Below are 17,062 nucleotides of genomic sequence, written 5' to 3'. Positions count from 1 at the left end.
GGGCTCAGCCGAGGCGGTCGGTCCAGGCGGCCGTCCTGACGGTGTAGCGCTGCTCGACGGACTTGATCCCGGACGCGACCAGGACGTGCTCCAGGACCGTGGAGGTCCTCGGATCGATGATCAGCGTGGTCTTGACGGCGCCGTTGTCGATCAGGAGGCCCTTCCCGGAGCGGCCCAGACCGTCCTTCCTGGTGCCGAGATCGCGCGACTCGGGCATCGCGGCCAGGGAGCGGAAGGCCGCCGCCCTGACCTTGGCGGGGGCGGGCAGCGAGTAGAGCAGGTCGGCCATGCAGCCGGTGACGAACCGGTCCTGGTCGGCGGCGGGGACGGGGCCGTCGTCGTTGTTCTTCATCGCGTCGGTCATCTTCGCGCGCAGGGCGGCGGGGTCGGTGGGGAGCGCCTGGATGTCGGCGAAGCGCACGGACTTGTCGCACAGGTTGAAGGTCCAGCCCTTGGACTCGACGGGCTTGCCGCCGTCCTGGGCGATCCAGGCGTGGTCGGCGCGGTCCACCCAGATCCTGGTGGTGCCGGACCGCGGGCGCATCTTCTTGCCGGAGACCGTCCCCTTCACGGCCCAGCCGGTGTCGGTGTACCAGTACCTGCCGGTGACGGGCGGCGTGGTCTCTGCGGTCGAGGCGGCCGCCATCAGGACGGGACGGGCGCTGAGGTCTGCGGCCTTGGTCGCGCCGATCGAGGCCGCCGCGACCAGGGCGGCCGCCGCGACGGCGCCGAGCCCGACCGCTCCGGCCGTCCAGAGGACCAGGCGGGGACGGCGGGAGCGGTGGATCTCGCGCTCGAGGCGGGCGCGGCCCGCGGCGAAGGACCGCTCGGAGGCCTCCGGCTTGGCGAGGGTCGCGGTGATCCGGTCGAGGTCGTTCATCGGTCCTCCAGGAGGTCACGGAGCTTCTTGCGGGCGCGGCTGAGGCGGGAGCCGACGGTCCCGTAGGAGATGCCGAGGGCGGCGGCGATCTCCTCGTGGCTGAGCTGGGCGAGCGCCAGCAGCAGCAGAACGTCCCGTTCGCCCTGGTTGAGCTCGGCGAGAGCGCGGGCCAGCCCGGGATAGGCGGCCCCCGCGGCGACGGCCGCGACGACCCTGTTCTCGTGGCCGTCCTCCGGGGGCGCCACCCCGGTCCTGGCCAGCGCCCGGTAGTGCCGGGTCTCCTTGCGGCGGTGCCGGGCGACCAGATGGGTCGCGATCCCGAACAGCCACGGCCGCAGGCCGCCGCGGGCGGGATCGAACCGGTCGCGGAGCCGGAAGGCCGTCAGGAACGTCTCGGCGGCCAGATCGTCGGCCTCCTGGACGTCCAGGCGGCCGGCCACGTAGCGGTGGACGTCATGGAAGTAGCGGTCGTACACCTCGGTGAAGCGGCCGGGATCCTCTCGGAACCCGGCGACGAGCTGCGCGTCGGTCAGCCCGTCGAGCGCCTGCGGCATGCGCGGCACCTCCCTGTCCTCGGACGGCTTACACCCCTCCTTCGCCCGAACCCCGGATCGCTTTCCCGGCCCGGTTCCTAGAGGTGGATCGTGAAGGTGCTGCCCTCGCCCAGGCGGCTGGTGACGGTGATCGTGTAGCCGTGGGCCTCGACGAGCTGCTTGGTGATGGCCAGGCCCAGGCCGCTGCCGCCGGTGGAGCGGGTGCGGGAGCGGTCGGCGCGCCAGAAGCGGTCGAAGACGTGCGGGAGGTTCTCCGAGGAGATGCCGGAGCCGGTGTCGGCGACCGAGATCCCGTACGGGGTGCCGGTCAGGGTGACGGTGCCGCCGGGGGCGGTGTGGCGCAGGGCGTTGCCGACGAGGTTGCCGACGGCCTGGCGCAACCGCACCGGATCGGCGGTCAGCGTGACGGGCTCCGCCTCGACCAGGATCGCGACGTCCTCGGCGCGCGGCCGGTGGGCGGTCGCGACCTGGTCGAGCAGCGCGGCCAGCGACAGTTCCTCCGGGTGGAGGGTGAGCCGGCCCGCCTCGGCCAGCGCCAGGTCCTGGAGGTCGTTGACGAGCCGCTGGAGGGTCTGTGACTCGCCCATCAGATAGGCGATCAGGTCCTTGTCGAGATCGGCCACGCCGTCCTCGGCCGCCTCCAGCCAGCCGCTGATGTTGGCCAGCGGGGTGCGCAGCTCGTGGGCGACGTCGCTGACGACGTCCTGCCGCTGGCGTTCGTTGCGTTCGAGCTCCTCGGCCATCGTGTTGAAGGAGGCGCCGAGCCGGCCGAGCTCGTCCCCGGACGAGACCGGGACGCGCACCGTGTGGTCGCCCGCCCCCATCCGGGCGGTGGCCGCGGTCAGGGTGCGGATCGGCTGGGTCAGCCTGCGGGCGGCCAGCCAGGCGGCGCCGACCGTCACGAAGAAGACCAGGGTCGCGACCATGAACGTCTTCCGGCGTCCGATGTCCGCCAGGCCCGGCGGCTCCCCGCCCAGGTAGAGCAGGGCGGGCTCGGCGGTGTAGGGGGTGAGCATCTCGCGGCGGGAGGAGACGACGCAGGCGTGGGCCGTCTCGGGATCGGAGTTGCCCCGCACGTCCAGGTCGCGGCCGAGGTTGACGAAGGTCAGGTCCGAGCCCGGCATCCGGTACTCGGCGTCGACGTGCGGATTCTTCAGGCCCTCCTTGCGCATGCAACGCAGGGCGAGGGACTTCCATTTCGCGAACGCCGGCTTCTGGCTGCCCGTCCGCTGGGTGAGGCTGGGCGGGTAGCAGGCCGCGGCCCGCAACTGCTCCATGCTCTCCTGATCACCGGTGATCATGGGACGGCCGTCGAACGGATCGCTGACGATCTTGAACGGGGAGCCGTCGGCCCGGTTGACCTTGGTGCACTCCGTCGCCAGGTAGGCGTTGCGCAGCATGTCCTTGTACTCCGCGTCGGTCACCCGGAACGGCCCCATGATCCGGTTGTCGATGCCCTCCTTGGAGGCGTTGGGCGCCAGCCCGGTGTTGACGTTCAGCGGATCGATCTCGGCCGACGGGCTCGCCGGACGCCCCGAGCCCGACCCGGTGTCGCCGACCTTCTCGCCGTTCTTGGTCACCAGGGTGATCCGGCGGCCCGACTCCTCGGTCAGGCCCTCCAGGGTCTCCCCGACGTCCTTCCAGTCCTTGTGGGTCGCCGCGAACTCCAGCAGCGCCGCGTAGATCTTGGCGTCGCCCTCGATGGTCTGGTTCTGCAGCCGCCGCATGGCGTTGGAGGTCGTCGCCGAGGCCAGCCAGGCGGTCGCCGCGATCGAGGCCGTCGCGACGACGACCATGACGGCCAGCAGCCTGACGGCGACGTTGTTGAACATCGGCGTCAGACGTCGGCGAACTTGTAGCCGACCCCGTAGACGGTGACCAGCAGGGCGGGGCGGTGCGGGTCGCGCTCGACCTTCTTGCGCAGGTTCCGCATGTGCGCGTCGATCGTGCGCTCGGTGATGTACTTGCCCATCCCCGTGACGTGCTCCAGCAGCTGGGAGCGCGTGTAGACCCGTCCGGGGGTGCCCGCGAGCACGGTGAGCAGCCGGAATTCCGCGGGGGTGACCTCGATCGGGGCCCCGGCCCTGGTGACCTCGTGCCGGTCCAGGTCGAGGACGAGATCACCGGCGTTCATCCGGCGGGTCACGACCTCCCTCGGCCGGGAGCGGCGCAGGACCGTGCGGACCCGGGCGGCCAGCTCCCTCGGGCTGAACGGCTTGACGAGGTAGTCGTCGGCGCCGAGATCGAGGCCCAGCAGGACGTCCGCCTCGGTCGAGCGGGCCGTGAGCATGACCACGGGGATCTCCGAGGTCCGGCGGATCTCCCGGCAGACGTCGAGGCCGTCGACCTGGGGCATCATGACGTCGAGGACCAGGAGGTCGGGTGCGCGCCGGAAGAACTCGCTCAGCGCCGCCGATCCGTCGTGGACCACGACCACGTCGTGACCGTCGCGTTCGAGGTAGCGCCTGACCAGCTCGGCCTGGCCGGGATCGTCCTCGGCGACGATGATCCGTGCTCCGATGGCGTCCACCTCCTCAGGGGCCGCGGCCTCCCCGGACCGTCATCGGGGCGTCCGGAACAGCAAGTGTGCCCGATGCGCGCCACCACCTGAACGGAAAGAGCCGGCCGGAAGAGCCGGGGGATATGCCCCCTAAGTCCCCTCGGTCGCGTTCCGTAGCCGACCGGGCGGGGTAGGTCATCTTCACCCGCGGACGGGCACGTTGCCGTACGCTCAGGCGTTCTGCCCTACGGGCGGCAATAAAGTTGAGCCGACCAGACTCAACTGATTTGACACCAGGACGCCCACGGCGGCATAGTGGTGGCAGTAGAGATCCCAGTAGACGGAGGAAGCGAACGATGGCACGTGCGGTCGGAATCGACCTCGGGACGACCAACTCGGTCGTCGCGATTCTGGAGGGCGGCGAGCCCACCGTTATCGCCAACGCGGAGGGGTCGCGGACCACGCCGTCCGTCGTCGCCTTCGCGAAGAACGGCGAAGTCCTCGTGGGTGAGGTGGCCAAGCGCCAGGCCGTCACCAACGTGGACCGCACCATCCGCTCGGTGAAGCGAGAGATCGGCACCGACTGGAAGGTGAAGATCGACGACAAGGACTTCAACCCGCAGCAGATCAGCGCGTTCGTGCTGCAGAAGCTGAAGCGGGACGCGGAGGCCTACCTCGGCGAGCCGGTCACCGACGCGGTGATCACGGTTCCGGCGTACTTCAGCGACCACCAGCGGCAGTCCACCAAGGAGGCCGGCCAGATCGCGGGCCTCAACGTCCTGCGCATCATCAACGAGCCGACCTCGGCCGCCCTCGCCTACCACCTGGAGAAGGAGGGCGAGGCCACCATCCTCGTCTTCGACCTCGGTGGCGGCACCTTCGACGTCTCGCTGCTCGAAGTCGGCGACGGCGTCGTGGAGGTCAAGGCGACCTCCGGTGACAACCACCTCGGTGGCGACGACTGGGACAACAAGGTCGTCGACTGGCTGGTCACCAAGTTCAAGAACGCCCACGGCGTCGACCTGTCCAAGGACAAGATGGCGCTCCAGCGGCTGCGCGAGGCCGGTGAGAAGGCGAAGATCGAGCTGTCCCAGTCCGCTGAGACCACGATCAACCTGCCCTACATCACCGCGTCCGCCGAGGGCCCGCTGCACCTGGACGAGAAGCTCACGCGCGCCGAGTTCCAGCGGCTCACCGCCGACCTGCTCGAGCGCTGCAAGGCTCCGTTCCAGAACGTCGTGCGCGACGCCGGGATCACCGTCAAGGAGATCGACCACGTCGTCATGGTGGGTGGCTCCACCCGCATGCCCGCCGTGTCCGAGCTGGTCAAGGAACTGGCCGGCAAGGAGCCCAACAAGGGCGTCAACCCGGACGAGGTCGTCGCCGTCGGCGCCGCCCTCCAGGCCGGTGTGCTCAAGGGCGAGGTCAAGGACGTCCTGCTGCTCGACGTGACCCCGCTGTCGCTGGGCATCGAGACCAAGGGCGGGATCTTCACCAAGATCATCGAGCGCAACACCACGATCCCGACCAAGCGGTCGGAGACCTTCACCACGGCCGACGACAACCAGCCGTCCGTGGAGATCCAGGTCTACCAGGGCGAGCGCGAGATCGCGGCGTACAACAAGAAGCTGGGCACCTTCCAGCTGACCGGCCTGCCGCCGGCGCCGCGCGGCGTCCCGCAGATCGAGGTCACCTTCGACATCGACGCCAACGGCATCGTGAACGTCTCGGCGAAGGACACCGGCACCGGCAAGGAGCAGTCGATGGTCATCTCCGGCGGCTCCGCGCTGCCGAAGGACGACATCGAGCGCATGATGCGCGAGGCCGAGCAGTACGCCGAGGAGGACCGCAAGGTCAAGGAGAACGCGGAGATCCGCAACCAGGCGGAGACCCTCACCTACTCCACCGAGAAGTTCGTCAAGGAGAACGACGACAAGCTTCCCGAGGACCTGAAGAAGGAGGTCCTCGACGGCATCGCCGAGGTCCGCAAGGACCTCGAGGGCACCGACACCGACGTCATCAAGGCCTCGGCGGAGAAGCTCGCGCAGTCGTCCCAGAAGCTGGGCGCCGCGCTCTACGCGCAGCAGCAGGCCGACGGTTCCGGTGCGGCTCCGGGCGACGACCAGTCCGCCCCGCAGCAGGACCAGGACGACGAAGTGGTCGACGCAGAGATCATCGATGAGGACGGCAAGTGACGAACTCTCAGGATGAGCCGGTGATCCGCGACTCGCGGCGCATCGACCCTGAGACGGGCGAGCTGCGGGTTCCCGCGCCGGAAGGCGCCGAGGAGCCCGCGGCGGGCCCGGCGGTCGAGGGGTTCGAGGCGGAGTTCGAGGCGGCCGGCGGCCAGCTCCAGGCTCAGCTCGACGAGCGCACCGCCGACCTGCAGCGCGTGCAGGCCGAGTACCAGAACTACCGGAAGCGGGCCCTGCGCGAGCAGGCGGCCGCCAAGGACTACGCGACGGGTTCCGTCCTCGCGGACCTCCTGCCGGTGCTCGACAGCATCGACAAGGCCCGTGAGCACGACGAGCTGGTCGGGCCGTTCAAGTCGGTCGGCGAGTCGCTGGAGACGGCGCTCGGCAAGCTGGGGCTCGAGAAGTTCGGGACGGTCGGCGAGCCGTTCGACCCGAACGTCCACGAGGCGCTCACCCACGTGCCCTCTCCGGAGGTCGCGGAGGAGAGCGTGCTGGAGATCTACCAGCCGGGCTACCGCATCGGGGAGCGGATCCTCCGCCCCGCCCGTGTGGTCGTGGCCGGTCCGGCCTAGGATTCTCGATCCTGGCAGCAGACAGTAGTGAGCAGTACCGCCCCCGGGACCTGGTCCCGGGGGCCCACGTACAGGCATTGAAGGGACGCCGGTGAGCACCAAGGACTACCTGGAGAAGGACTATTACAAGTCCCTCGGTGTCGCCAAGACCGCCACCCAGGACGAGATCAAGAAGTCCTACCGGAAGCTCGCCCGCAAGTACCACCCCGACACCAACAAGGGCGACACCGAGGCCGAGGAGAAGTTCAAGGAGATCTCCGAGGCCTACGACGTCCTGTCCGACGACAAGCGCCGCAAGGAGTACGACGAGATCCGCTCGCACGGCGGCTCGTTCCGCGGCGGCGGCGGACCGCAGGGCTTCGACCTGAACGACCTGTTCGGCCAGCCCCAGCAGGGTGGGACGGGCGAGCGGCTCGGCGACCTGTTCGGCGGGCTGTTCGGGCGGGGCAGCGGCACGGCCCGCGGCACCTCCTCGACCACGAGGCGGCCCCGGCGCGGCCAGGACGTCGAGTCCGAGGTCACGCTGTCGTTCACCGAGGCGCTCAAGGGCATCACGGTCCCGCTGCGGCTGTCGTCCGAGGCTCCCTGCGCGACCTGCCGCGGCACCGGTGCGAAGGCGGGCACGCTCCCGCGCGTCTGCCCGTACTGCGACGGCACCGGTCAGGAGACCAAGAACATGGGCGGGTTCGGTTTCGCCGAGCCGTGCCACCACTGCCACGGCCGCGGGATGGTCGTCGACGATCCCTGCCCCACCTGCCACGGCTCCGGCCGCGCCGTCGGGCACCGCACGATCCAGGCCCGCATCCCGGCCGGGGTGAAGGACGGCCAGACGATCCGGCTGAAGGGCAAGGGCGCTCCGGGCGAGAACTCAGGTCCCGCCGGCGACCTGCTGGTCAAGCTGAAGGTGACGGCCCATCCGGTGTTCGGCCGCGACGGCGACAACCTGACGGTGCACGTCCCGGTGACCTTCCCCGAGGCGGCGCTCGGCGCCGAGATCTTCGTCCCGGTGCACGGCGCCCCGCCGGTGAAGATGCGCATCCCCGAGGGCACCCCGAACGGCCGGGTGCTGCGGGTGCGCGGCAAGGGCGCGCCTCGCCGCGACGGCACCAGGGGAGACCTGCTGGTCACCCTCGAGGTGCAGGTCCCGCAGAAGCTGAGCGACTCGGAACGCGAGGCGCTGAAGCGTTTCGCCGACAGCCACAGGGGCGATGAGCTCCGCGACACCCTGGTCGAACAAGCCAAGGAGGGCTGATGGACCTCCCCGACGACACACCTGTCTACGTCATCTCGATCGCGGCGCAGTTGTCGGGACTCCACCCGCAGACCCTGCGCACCTACGACCGGCTCGGCCTGGTCTCACCCGGCCGGGCCACCGGGCGCGGCCGCCGGTACTCGATGCGCGACATCGTGCAGCTCCGCGAGATCCAGCGGCTCTCCCAGGAGGAGGGCATCAACCTCGCGGGCATCCAGAAGATCCTCGAGCTCCAGCGGGCCAACGACGACCTGGCCCACGAGCTGCTGGCCCTGCGCCGGCTGGTCGACGAGCTCGGCACGGAACTGGAGTCGACCCGCGCGGTCGCCGCGAGGCTTGCCCAGCGCCGGCCCGACGCGCCGTCCACCGGCGCCGAGCTGGTCCCGATCCGCCAGACCGGCGTGATCCTCTGGCGCCAGCGCGACCACTGACGAACACCACCGCCGGGCACGACCGGCACCGCACCACCGGCACCGCACCACCGGCACCGCACCACCGGCACCGCACGGCCGGAGACGGCGACACGGCCGGGCGGCGGCACGACATGACGGTCTTCTCCGCTGCCCGTCATCGGGTCGTCCCGCCTCATCGTCGTCGCCGAGAAGGCGGGCGCCGCCGGGGCGCGCCCGGGAAGCGGACCTTCCGCGCCGTCCGGGGCGGGCGGGACCGAACGCACAGCAGGACCGGGCCGTACACAGCCTGGGGACATCCGTTGAGGGGGTTGGGAAATGGACTACAAGCTGACGAACAAGAGCCAGGACGCGGTCTCGGTGGCGGTTCGGCGGGCGGCCTCCGAGGGGAGCCCGCAGGTCGAGCCGGTGCATCTGCTGGCCGCGCTGCTCGCCCAGCAGGACGGCACGACGATCCCGCTGCTGGAGGCGGTCGGCGCCGATCCCGTGGCGCTCAGGCGGCGGACCGAGGAGGCGATCGCCGGGCTGCCCAAGGCGTCGGGATCGACCGTCGCGGCACCGCAGACGTCGCGGCCGCTGCTCGCCGCCCTGAACACCGCGGCCTCCCGGGCCCGGCAGCTCCAGGACGAGTACGTCTCGACCGAGCATCTGCTGGTGGGGCTCGCCGCCGACGGCGGGCAGGCCGCCACGCTGCTGAAGAACGCGGGGGTGACCGCCGACGCGCTGGTCGAGGCGTTCGAGAAGGTCCGCGGGCACGGCCGGGTGACCTCGGACAACCCCGAGGACACCTTCCAGGCGCTGGAGAAGTACGGCGTCGACCTCACCGAGGCGGCCCGCGAGGGCAAGCTCGACCCGGTCATCGGCCGTGACGCCGAGATCCGGCGGACCGTCCAGGTGCTCTCGCGGCGGACCAAGAACAACCCGGTGCTGATCGGCGAGCCCGGCGTCGGCAAGACGGCCGTCGTGGAGGGCCTCGCCCAGCGGATCGTGGCGGGGGACGTGCCGGAGTCGCTGCGCGACAAGCGGCTGATCTCCCTGGACCTGTCGGCGATGGTCGCGGGGGCGAAGTTCCGCGGTGAGTTCGAGGAGCGGCTCAAGGCCGTCCTCAACGAGATCAAGCAGTCCGACGGCCAGGTCATCACCTTCATCGACGAGCTGCACACCATGGTCGGCGCGGGCGCGGGAGAGGGCGCGATGGACGCGGGCAACATGCTCAAGCCCATGCTGGCCCGCGGCGAGCTGCGCATGATCGGCGCGACCACGCTGGACGAGTACCGCGAGCGCATCGAGAAGGACCCCGCGCTGGAGCGCCGCTTCCAGCAGGTGCTGGTCGGCGAGCCGTCGGTCGAGGACACGATCGCGATCCTGCGCGGGCTCAAGGGCCGCTACGAGGCCCACCACCAGGTGCAGATCTCCGACTCGGCGCTGGTCGCGGCGGCCACCCTGTCGGACCGCTACATCACCTCCCGCTTCCTGCCCGACAAGGCCATCGACCTGGTCGACGAGGCCGCGTCCCGGCTCCGCATGGAGATCGACTCGCGGCCCGTCGAGATCGACGAGCTGCAGCGGACCGTCGACCGGATGAAGATGGAGGAGCTCGCGCTCGCCAAGGAGTCCGACGACGCCTCCCGCTACCGGCTGGAGAAGCTGCGCGCCGATCTGGCCGACAAGCAGGAGACCCTGAACGCCCTGGTCGGCCGGTGGGAGCAGGAGAAGGCCGGTCTGAACCGGGTCGGTGAGCTGAAGAAGAAGCTCGACGACCTGCGCAGCCTCGCCGAGCGCGCCCAGCGCGAGGGCGACTTCGAGACCTCCTCGCGGCTCCTCTACGGCGAGATCCCGACCCTGGAGAAGGACATCGAGGCCGCCTCGGACGCCGCCGAGTCGCGCGGCGCGATGGTCAAGGAGGAGGTCGGGCCCGACGACGTCGCCGATGTCGTGTCGGCCTGGACGGGCGTCCCCGCCGGACGGCTGATGGAGGGTGAGACCGCCAAGCTGCTCCGCATGGAGGACGAGCTCGGCCGCCGCCTCATCGGCCAGAAGAAGGCCGTCGCGGCGGTGTCGGACGCGGTCAGGCGCACCCGTGCCGGGGTCGCCGATCCCGACCGCCCGACGGGCTCGTTCCTGTTCCTCGGCCCGACCGGTGTCGGCAAGACCGAGCTGGCCAAGGCCCTCGCGGACTTCCTGTTCGACGACGAGCGGGCGATGACCCGGATCGACATGTCGGAGTACGCGGAGAAGCACTCCGTGGCCCGGCTGGTCGGTGCCCCTCCCGGCTATGTCGGCTACGAGGAGGGCGGTCAGCTCACCGAGGCCGTCCGCCGGCGCCCGTACAGCGTGGTGCTGCTGGACGAGGTCGAGAAGGCCCACCCGGAGGTCTTCGACATCCTCCTCCAGGTCCTCGACGACGGCAGGCTCACCGACGGCCAGGGCCGCACGGTCGACTTCCGGAACACGATCCTGATCCTCACCTCCAACCTGGGCTCCCAGTTCCTGGTCGACCCGGCGCTCGGTGAGGCGGCCCGGCACGAGGCGGTCATGAAGACCGTCCGGGCGAACTTCAAGCCGGAGTTCATCAACCGCCTCGACGACGTCATCATCTTCGACGCCCTCGGCGCCGAGGAGCTCAGCCAGATCGTCGACCTCCAGGTCGACCGGCTGGCCCGGCGGCTCGCCGACCGCCAGCTCCGGCTGACCGTCACCCCGGCTGCCCGCGACTGGCTCTCCCTGACCGGCTTCGACCCGGTCTACGGGGCGCGCCCGCTGCGGCGGCTCGTCCAGACGGCCATCGGCGACCAGCTCGCCAGGGCGCTGCTGTCGGGCTCGATCCGCGACGGCTCCGAGGTGGTCGTCGACCTCGACGCCCAGGCCGACAAGCTGACCGTCCATTCCAAGGTGCCGCTCGCCAAGTAGCGGCCCAAGCCGAGAGAAAAGGCCCGCCGCCCGGCGGGCCTTTTCCTTCTCGAAATAATTCGGGCGAAGAGTGTTGACAGAACCCGCCATTCCGGTGGTACTGTTCAGCACATGGAGATCTGATCCTTACCGGTTGAGCACAGCGGCCCCTCGCACCACGCGTGCGACGCGCCCCGCTCCCTTCTTGCGAACCAGCCCCTGACCTCGCACGACTCGACGCCTTCCGGCGCCGGGCACCGCCGTTTCAGGAACCTCCAGGCTCGCGCCACCCGTCCCGACGGGCAGGTCCCTCCGCTCCGGCACCACGCAAGGTCCGCGTCCAGGCTCGCGTTCATCCCTTTCAACGGCTCACGCCGCCTTTTCTCACGGCCATTCCACGGCCGAATTCAGTACGTCACGGAGGTGCTTTCCGCATGCGTGAAAACCGCGAAGTCCCCGCCCTCGAAAAGGGCAAGAAGCACGGCAGGAAAGGCGCCCTGAAGGGCACCGACCAGAGGTACACCGCAGCCGCCCGCACCCTGGGCCACCGCAACGCCCGGCAGATGCCGACCCGTCAGATGAACAACCGCGGCGGTCGCTGACCCGCCCGGGTCGCCCGCCTTCGCAGCGGCCGGTCTCCATCGGGGGCCGGCCGCCCTCCCCACCACCGGGCAGATCCGCGACCACGACCCCGAGACCGAGACCCCGAGACCGCGACCCCGCGGGCACGACCGGCGCAGCCACGGTCACGCGCTGAAACGGTCCTGGATGACCCGCCCGGCGAACCCGATCGTCCATCGGCCTGCCACCGTGGCGACCAGCGCCGCGACGACCAGGAGCGCCACCCCCGCCCGCCACAGCGCCATCTCCTCGCTCTGCCAGCCCGGGTCGTACCGCCAGGCCGCCGTCGCCGCGTACCCCGTCCCGAGGGCGAGCCCGGCGAGCGGCCCCGCGGCCAGCCCCGTCCGCGCCCACAGCAGCCCGGTCGCCGCCCCCGCCACCACGACCCCGGCGAGGTTCCGCGACCAGAACTCCTCCACCCCGGTGACGGGTACCGCGAGCCACCCCGTCCATGCCACCGCGGCGACCCCCGCCACCAGCGCGAACCACGCCACCTCACGCCCCAGCCTGTGCACGCCCGCCCCTTTCCCGGATTTTCGCCCCATAGTCGTCTTCGAACCCCGCTCGTCGTCTTCGAACCCCGCCCCGCCCGCAGTGGTCAACGGCCGGGGCCGGCCGGATGAGCCCGGTTCCGGCGGTCGAGGACCTTCCGGACGGCCAGGGCGGTGGCCGCGACCGCCGGCAGCAGGAGCAGGCCCGGCAGGGAGAGCCCGGTGAGGGCAGTTCCGGCGAGCACGCCCGAGAGCGAGGGGGCGAGCCGGCCCGCCCGGACCGCCAGCGCCGCCGCGGCGGTTCCGGCGAGCACGCTTCCCAGAGCCTCCCACGCGAACGTCGCCCACGGGCCGTCGAACCAGACCAGGTGCCAGGAGAACCACAGCACGATCGAGCCCAGCAGCGCCGCGGTCACCTCGGCCGCCGTGCGCACCGGTGAGGCGGCCCGGGGCCGCGAGGCCCCTGCCGCACGGGCCTGCGGGCCGGTGCCCCGGGCCACGGCGCTCACCACGAGGGCGGCGAGACCGGAGACGGCGAGCGCCCCGACAGTGATCATCATCACGCCCACGATGAACAGGCCCGAGTCGTCGTCGGACCAGTCCCTGAAGGAGGCCACCGCGAGCCCGGTCGCCGTCCCCGCGACGGTCCCGGGACCGTGGAGCCGCCAGGACGACAGCACCACCACCACGCCGAGCGTCAGAACCAGGCCGACGACCTGCCACGGCTGGTAGGGACCCTCGGTCCCGCCGTCGGGCCGGACGTCGTACTCCTGGTCCCAGCCCAGCCATGCGGCCCAGCCCGCAGCCGAGAACAGGGCCGCCACCAGATACGCGAGCGCCGCGCGCTCCCCTTGCTTCATACCGCGATTCTGCGCCGCACGCCCTCCGAGCCAACACCGCGAAAGTACTCAAATCACCCCCGAGTACCCCGAATTGAGCGATTGCTCAATCTCGTACTAGAGTGCGCCTTGAGCGATCGCTCAAACCAGGAGGGGCGGCATGACGACCAAGGAGAAGCTCCTGGCCGGAGCGCTGGAGACGCTGCGGGAGCGGGGGATCGCGGGCGCTTCCGCACGCGCCATCGCCGGTGCCGCCGGAGTCAACCAGGCGCTGGTCTTCCACCATTTCGGGAGCGTCCACGGGCTGCTGACGGCGGCCTGCGAGCACGGCGCCCGTGAGCAGGTCGGCGCCTACCGCGAGCGGTTCGACCGGGTCCGCTCGCTGACCGGGCTCCTGGAGCTCGGCCGCCGGATCCGCGCCGACGAGCGCGCCGACCTCGCCATGCTCGCCCAGCTCCTGGCCGGCAGCCAGGTCAGCCCCGAGCTGGCCCCCGCGACGGCCACCGGCCTCGCCCTGTGGACGACGGAGATCGAGGCCGTCCTCACCCGGGTCCTGGCGTCGACGCCCCTCGCCGAGTTCGTCGACGTCGGAGGCCTCGCCCGGGCCGTCACCGCCGCCTTCGTCGGCCTCGACCTCTACGAGGGGGTCGACCGGGAGGGCGCCGACCGGGCCGTGGCCTCCCTCGAACAGCTCGGCCACCTCCTCACGGCCCTCGAGGATCTCGGCCCCGTCGCCCGCCTGGCCATCCGCGGCCGGCTCCGGAGGAAGACCCGATGACCGGCGAACCCGCCCCGGACGTCCTGCCCGTCCCGCCGGTCACGGCCGACCCGGTCTCCCGCTGCCCGGTCTCCCGCTGCCCGGTCTGCCTGACCTGGCACGGGAGCGACGAGCCGCACGAGCGGATGTCCCTGTTCAGCATGGTCGTCGGCTACTGGGCGGGCCTGGTCGCGCTGGCGTTCGTCACCCTGGTCCTCGCCTACGGCCTCTGGGCCCTGACGTTCGGCCTCCTGTGGGGCGAGGGCCCGGTGAGGCTCCTCGCCGTCCCCTGCGTCGCCGCGGTCGTCGCCCTGTTCGTCGGCTACGCCCGGATCGTGTCCGCCGGCACCGGTGCGGCCCGCCGGATCGACCGGCTCCCCCGAGGCCGTCTCCGCTGGATCCTCGCGGCCACGATCGCCTGCACGCTCCTGCCTCCCGTCCTCGCGGTCTGGACCCACACCCCGTGGGCCCTGCTCACCGTCTTCGCCCCCGGCCTGCTTCTGCGCGGCCCTCGCACCCTCCTCGCCGTCCCGGCCCTCTGCCTCCTCCTGGTCGCCACCGCCTACCTCCTCGAGTTCCTCGGCTGACGCGCTACGAGGGGGTGAAGGCCACCGGGAGCTCCTTGATGCCGTTGATGAAGTTGGAGCGGAGCCGGCGGGGCTCCGCGGTCGGGCGGAGGTCGGGGAGACGGTCGAGGAGGGCCTCGAACAGGACGCTCAGCTGGAGCCTGGCCAGGTGGGTGCCCAGGCAGAAGTGCGGGCCCCCGCCGCCGAAGCCCAGGTGGGGATTGGGCGAGCGGGTGATGTCGAAGGTGAACGGGTCGGCGAAGACCGCGGCGTCCCGGTTGGCTGAGGGGTAGAAGACCACGACCTTGTCGCCGGCCGCGATCGGCGTCCCGCCCAGGACGGTGTCGGCCATGGCGGTGCGCCGGAACAGGTTGACCGGCGACGACCAGCGGACGATCTCGTCGGGGGCGGTGCGGAGCAGCGAGCGGTCGCGCAGCAGCAGCTCCCACTGCCCGGGATGCTCGAAAAAGGCGATCATGCCTCCGGCGGCCGAGTTACGGGTCGTCTCGTTGCCCGCGAGCATCAGCACCAGGACGAAGAGCTGGAACTCCTCGTCGGTCAGATAGCGGCCCGACTCGTCCGGCCGAAGAAGCTGTGTGGCCAGGTCGGAGCCCGGACGCGCCCGGCGCAGATCGGCGAGTTCACCGGCGTAGGCGAGGATCTCCGCCGAGACGGCCGCGGCGTCCTCCATCGAGCTCGCGTACTCGGGGTCGTCGAAACCGATCAGGCGGTTCGACAGGTCGAAGACCAGCTCTCGGTCCTCGACCGGCGCCCCCAGCAGCTCACAGATCACGTAGGCGGGCAGCGGCGCCGCGATGTCGGCCACGAAGTCGGCCTCGCCGCGCCCCGCGACCTCGGCGACGAGCTGTCGCGAGATGTCGCGGACATGCCCGGTGAGCTGCCGGATCATCCGTGGAGTGAACCCCTTGTTGACCATCGCCCGGCGCTCGGTGTGCTCCGGCGGGTCCATGAACAGCATCATCAGCCGGTACATCTCGACGGTCTGGTCATCGACCTCCTCGAAGATCGAGAGCCGCTCCCGCGAGGAGAACAGATCGGCCCGCCGCGACACCTGCACGACCTCCTCGTGCCGGGTCACCGCCCAGAAGCCGGGACCACCGGCCGGATCGGCGTGCCGGTGCACCGGATCGTTCTCCCGCAGCCAGGTGAACTGCTCGTGCGGTATCCCGCCCCGCTCGTACACGTCCGGGCTGATGACGTCGATCTCCATGTGCGCACTCCTCCGATACGAGGTCCCGACCCCTGAAGCGCAACATGAGACTCAAGTCTAGACAAGAGTCTAGACTTGAGTATGGCAAGGGTCACAGGGCCGGGGCCGGCCCGAAAACCGTTTGCGGGAGGGGCTTCGAGGCCGTCAGCCTGACCGTGGTCCCGCCGCTCAGGGGCCCGTCCCGACCGCTGAGAAGGAGAGAGCGATGGCCACGTTCCGCGTGACCGCAGAACGCCTGACGATCCACCCGCACGGCAACGCCGACGCGCTGGAGCTCGCCCAGGTGGGCCTCTACCGCGCCGTCGTCGCGAAGGGCCGGTTCACGACGGGCGACTGGGCCCTCTACATCCCCGAGGGCGCCCTGCTCCCCGACGCCCTGATCGAGGAGCTCGGTCTCGTCGGACGGCTCGCGGGCTCCGCCGGGAACCGGGTCAAGGCCGTCCGGCTGCGCGGTGAGCTCTCCCAGGGGATCGTCTGCCTGCCGAAGGGCCTGCGGCGGGACCCGGCCACCGCCGGAGACCACGACTTCGGGCCCGAGCTGGGCATCGTCAAGTGGATCCCGCCGATCCCGGTGCACATGTCCGGCTCCGTGGAGTCCGCCCCCGAGCTGATCCGCTGGATCGAGATCGAGGACGTCAAGCGCTTCCCGGCCATGTTCACCCCGGGCGAGCCGGTCGTCGCCTCCGAGAAGCTGCACGGCAGCGCCACCCTGTACACCTTCTCGCCCGACGGCGACCAGGTCTCCTCCAAGGGGTTCGGCAGCCGCGACCAGGCCCTGGTCCGCGACCCGAAGAACCTCTACTGGCGCGCGGTCCTCGGCCACGAGGTCCCCGAGCGCGCCCGCGCCGTCGCCGGGCGCTTCGGCGCGGAGCGGGTCGGCGTGTTCGGCGAGGTCTTCGGCAAGGGCGTGCAGGACCTGTCCTACGGCCGCAGCGGCACGGAGGAGCTGCCCGGCTACGCGGTCTTCGACATCGCCGTGGTCGTCGGCGGGGTCAAGCGCTGGCTGGACCCGGCCGAGGTCGGAGACGTCACGGCGGAGCTCGGGCTTCCCGCGGTGCCGGTCCTCTACCGGGGCCCCTACGACGAGGAGGTGCTGTTCGGGCTCGCCTCGGGCCGCGAGACCCTGTCGGGGACCGGGGCGCACCTGCGCGAGGGCCTGGTGGTCAGGCCGGCACGCGAGCGCCACAGCGACCTGACGGGCGGCCGCGCCATCGCCAAGTTCGTCTCGCCGGCCTATCTCACCCGTAAGGGCGGCACCGAATACGAGTAGCGCGGCGATGGCGGTGGACGGGGGGCCGGAGATCC

At 71.1% G+C, this 17,062-nt stretch carries 16 protein-coding genes; 9 read left to right on the top strand and 7 right to left on the bottom strand.

Going from position 1 to position 17,062, the window contains the following annotated elements:
• Nucleotides 1-4: 4 nt before the first annotated feature.
• From ABD785_RS35610 to ABD785_RS35595, 4 genes are all read right to left on the bottom strand, one after another.
• Nucleotides 5-880, bottom strand: coding sequence for a CU044_5270 family protein (locus tag ABD785_RS35610; RefSeq protein WP_344837521.1), 876 nt, complete (start codon nucleotides 878-880; stop codon nucleotides 5-7).
• Nucleotides 877-1,434, bottom strand: coding sequence for an RNA polymerase sigma factor (locus tag ABD785_RS35605; RefSeq protein WP_344837518.1), 558 nt, complete (start codon nucleotides 1,432-1,434; stop codon nucleotides 877-879). The genes ABD785_RS35610 and ABD785_RS35605 overlap by 4 nt, the downstream gene beginning before the upstream one ends.
• Nucleotides 1,435-1,511: 77 nt before the next feature.
• A complete protein-coding gene (locus tag ABD785_RS35600) occupies nucleotides 1,512-3,266 on the bottom strand; it encodes a sensor histidine kinase (protein WP_344837515.1) in 1,755 nt (584 codons plus the stop codon).
• A 5-nt stretch (nucleotides 3,267-3,271) separates the two neighbouring features.
• Nucleotides 3,272-3,964, bottom strand: a complete 693-nt coding sequence (locus ABD785_RS35595) for a response regulator (RefSeq protein WP_344837513.1) — start codon at nucleotides 3,962-3,964, stop codon at nucleotides 3,272-3,274.
• A gap of 326 nt (nucleotides 3,965-4,290) precedes the next feature.
• On the opposite strand from ABD785_RS35595, the gene dnaK reads away from it, so the two are divergent.
• The 6 genes from dnaK to ABD785_RS35565 all read left to right on the top strand — a co-directional run bounded on the left by dnaK (nucleotide 4,291) and on the right by ABD785_RS35565 (nucleotide 11,854).
• A complete protein-coding gene (gene dnaK / locus ABD785_RS35590) occupies nucleotides 4,291-6,129 on the top strand; it encodes a molecular chaperone DnaK (RefSeq protein ID WP_344837510.1) in 1,839 nt (612 codons plus the stop codon).
• Nucleotides 6,126-6,701: a nucleotide exchange factor GrpE gene (gene grpE / locus ABD785_RS35585; protein ID WP_344837507.1), complete on the top strand. Its 576-nt coding sequence runs from the start codon at nucleotides 6,126-6,128 to the stop codon at nucleotides 6,699-6,701. The genes dnaK and grpE overlap by 4 nt, the downstream gene beginning before the upstream one ends.
• A 91-nt stretch (nucleotides 6,702-6,792) precedes the next feature.
• Nucleotides 6,793-7,953 (top strand): molecular chaperone DnaJ, encoded by a 1,161-nt coding sequence (gene dnaJ / locus ABD785_RS35580; RefSeq protein ID WP_344837504.1) that lies wholly within the window; start codon nucleotides 6,793-6,795, stop codon nucleotides 7,951-7,953.
• Complete coding sequence (locus tag ABD785_RS35575; protein ID WP_344837501.1) at nucleotides 7,953-8,384, top strand: heat shock protein transcriptional repressor HspR; 432 nt, start codon at nucleotides 7,953-7,955, stop codon at nucleotides 8,382-8,384. The genes dnaJ and ABD785_RS35575 overlap by 1 nt, the downstream gene beginning before the upstream one ends.
• 297 nt (nucleotides 8,385-8,681) lie before the next feature.
• Entirely contained in the window at nucleotides 8,682-11,273 is a 2,592-nt protein-coding gene (gene clpB / locus ABD785_RS35570; RefSeq protein WP_344837498.1) for an ATP-dependent chaperone ClpB, read from the top strand.
• Nucleotides 11,274-11,686: 413 nt separating this feature from the next.
• Nucleotides 11,687-11,854, top strand: coding sequence for a hypothetical protein (locus tag ABD785_RS35565; RefSeq protein WP_344837495.1), 168 nt, complete (start codon nucleotides 11,687-11,689; stop codon nucleotides 11,852-11,854).
• A 144-nt stretch (nucleotides 11,855-11,998) separates the two neighbouring features.
• Here ABD785_RS35565 and ABD785_RS35560 read toward each other — a convergent pair whose 3' ends face one another.
• On the bottom strand, nucleotides 11,999-12,388 hold the full coding sequence (locus ABD785_RS35560) for a hypothetical protein (RefSeq protein WP_344837493.1): 390 nt from the start codon (nucleotides 12,386-12,388) through the stop codon (nucleotides 11,999-12,001).
• Between the two features lie 83 nt (nucleotides 12,389-12,471).
• A complete protein-coding gene (locus ABD785_RS35555; protein WP_344837492.1) occupies nucleotides 12,472-13,224 on the bottom strand; it encodes a hypothetical protein in 753 nt (250 codons plus the stop codon).
• 139 nt (nucleotides 13,225-13,363) lie between these two features.
• On the opposite strand from ABD785_RS35555, the gene ABD785_RS35550 reads away from it, so the two are divergent.
• Together ABD785_RS35550 and ABD785_RS35545 are read left to right on the top strand one after the other, a co-directional pair.
• On the top strand, nucleotides 13,364-13,981 hold the full coding sequence (locus ABD785_RS35550) for a TetR/AcrR family transcriptional regulator (RefSeq protein ID WP_344837491.1): 618 nt from the start codon (nucleotides 13,364-13,366) through the stop codon (nucleotides 13,979-13,981).
• Complete coding sequence (locus ABD785_RS35545; protein WP_344837489.1) at nucleotides 13,978-14,547, top strand: hypothetical protein; 570 nt, start codon at nucleotides 13,978-13,980, stop codon at nucleotides 14,545-14,547. Before ABD785_RS35550 ends, ABD785_RS35545 begins: the two co-directional genes overlap by 4 nt.
• Nucleotides 14,548-14,551: 4 nt before the next feature.
• Here ABD785_RS35545 and ABD785_RS35540 read toward each other — a convergent pair whose 3' ends face one another.
• The gene (locus tag ABD785_RS35540; RefSeq protein ID WP_344837486.1) at nucleotides 14,552-15,757 is read right to left on the bottom strand and encodes a cytochrome P450; all 1,206 of its coding nucleotides are present in this window, start codon (nucleotides 15,755-15,757) and stop codon (nucleotides 14,552-14,554) included.
• Between the two features lie 205 nt (nucleotides 15,758-15,962).
• On the opposite strand from ABD785_RS35540, the gene ABD785_RS35535 reads away from it, so the two are divergent.
• Nucleotides 15,963-17,027 carry an RNA ligase (ATP) gene (locus ABD785_RS35535; RefSeq protein ID WP_344837483.1) on the top strand — a complete coding sequence of 355 codons (1,065 nt, stop codon included), beginning with the start codon at nucleotides 15,963-15,965 and terminating at the stop codon, nucleotides 17,025-17,027.
• Nucleotides 17,028-17,062 lie beyond the last annotated feature (35 nt).

Origin of the sequence: Actinocorallia longicatena (assembly GCF_039534125.1) — a bacterium.
Taxonomy (GTDB): Bacteria; Actinomycetota; Actinomycetes; order Streptosporangiales; family Streptosporangiaceae; genus Actinocorallia; species Actinocorallia longicatena.
This window is presented reverse-complemented; position numbering and strand designations above follow the sequence as displayed.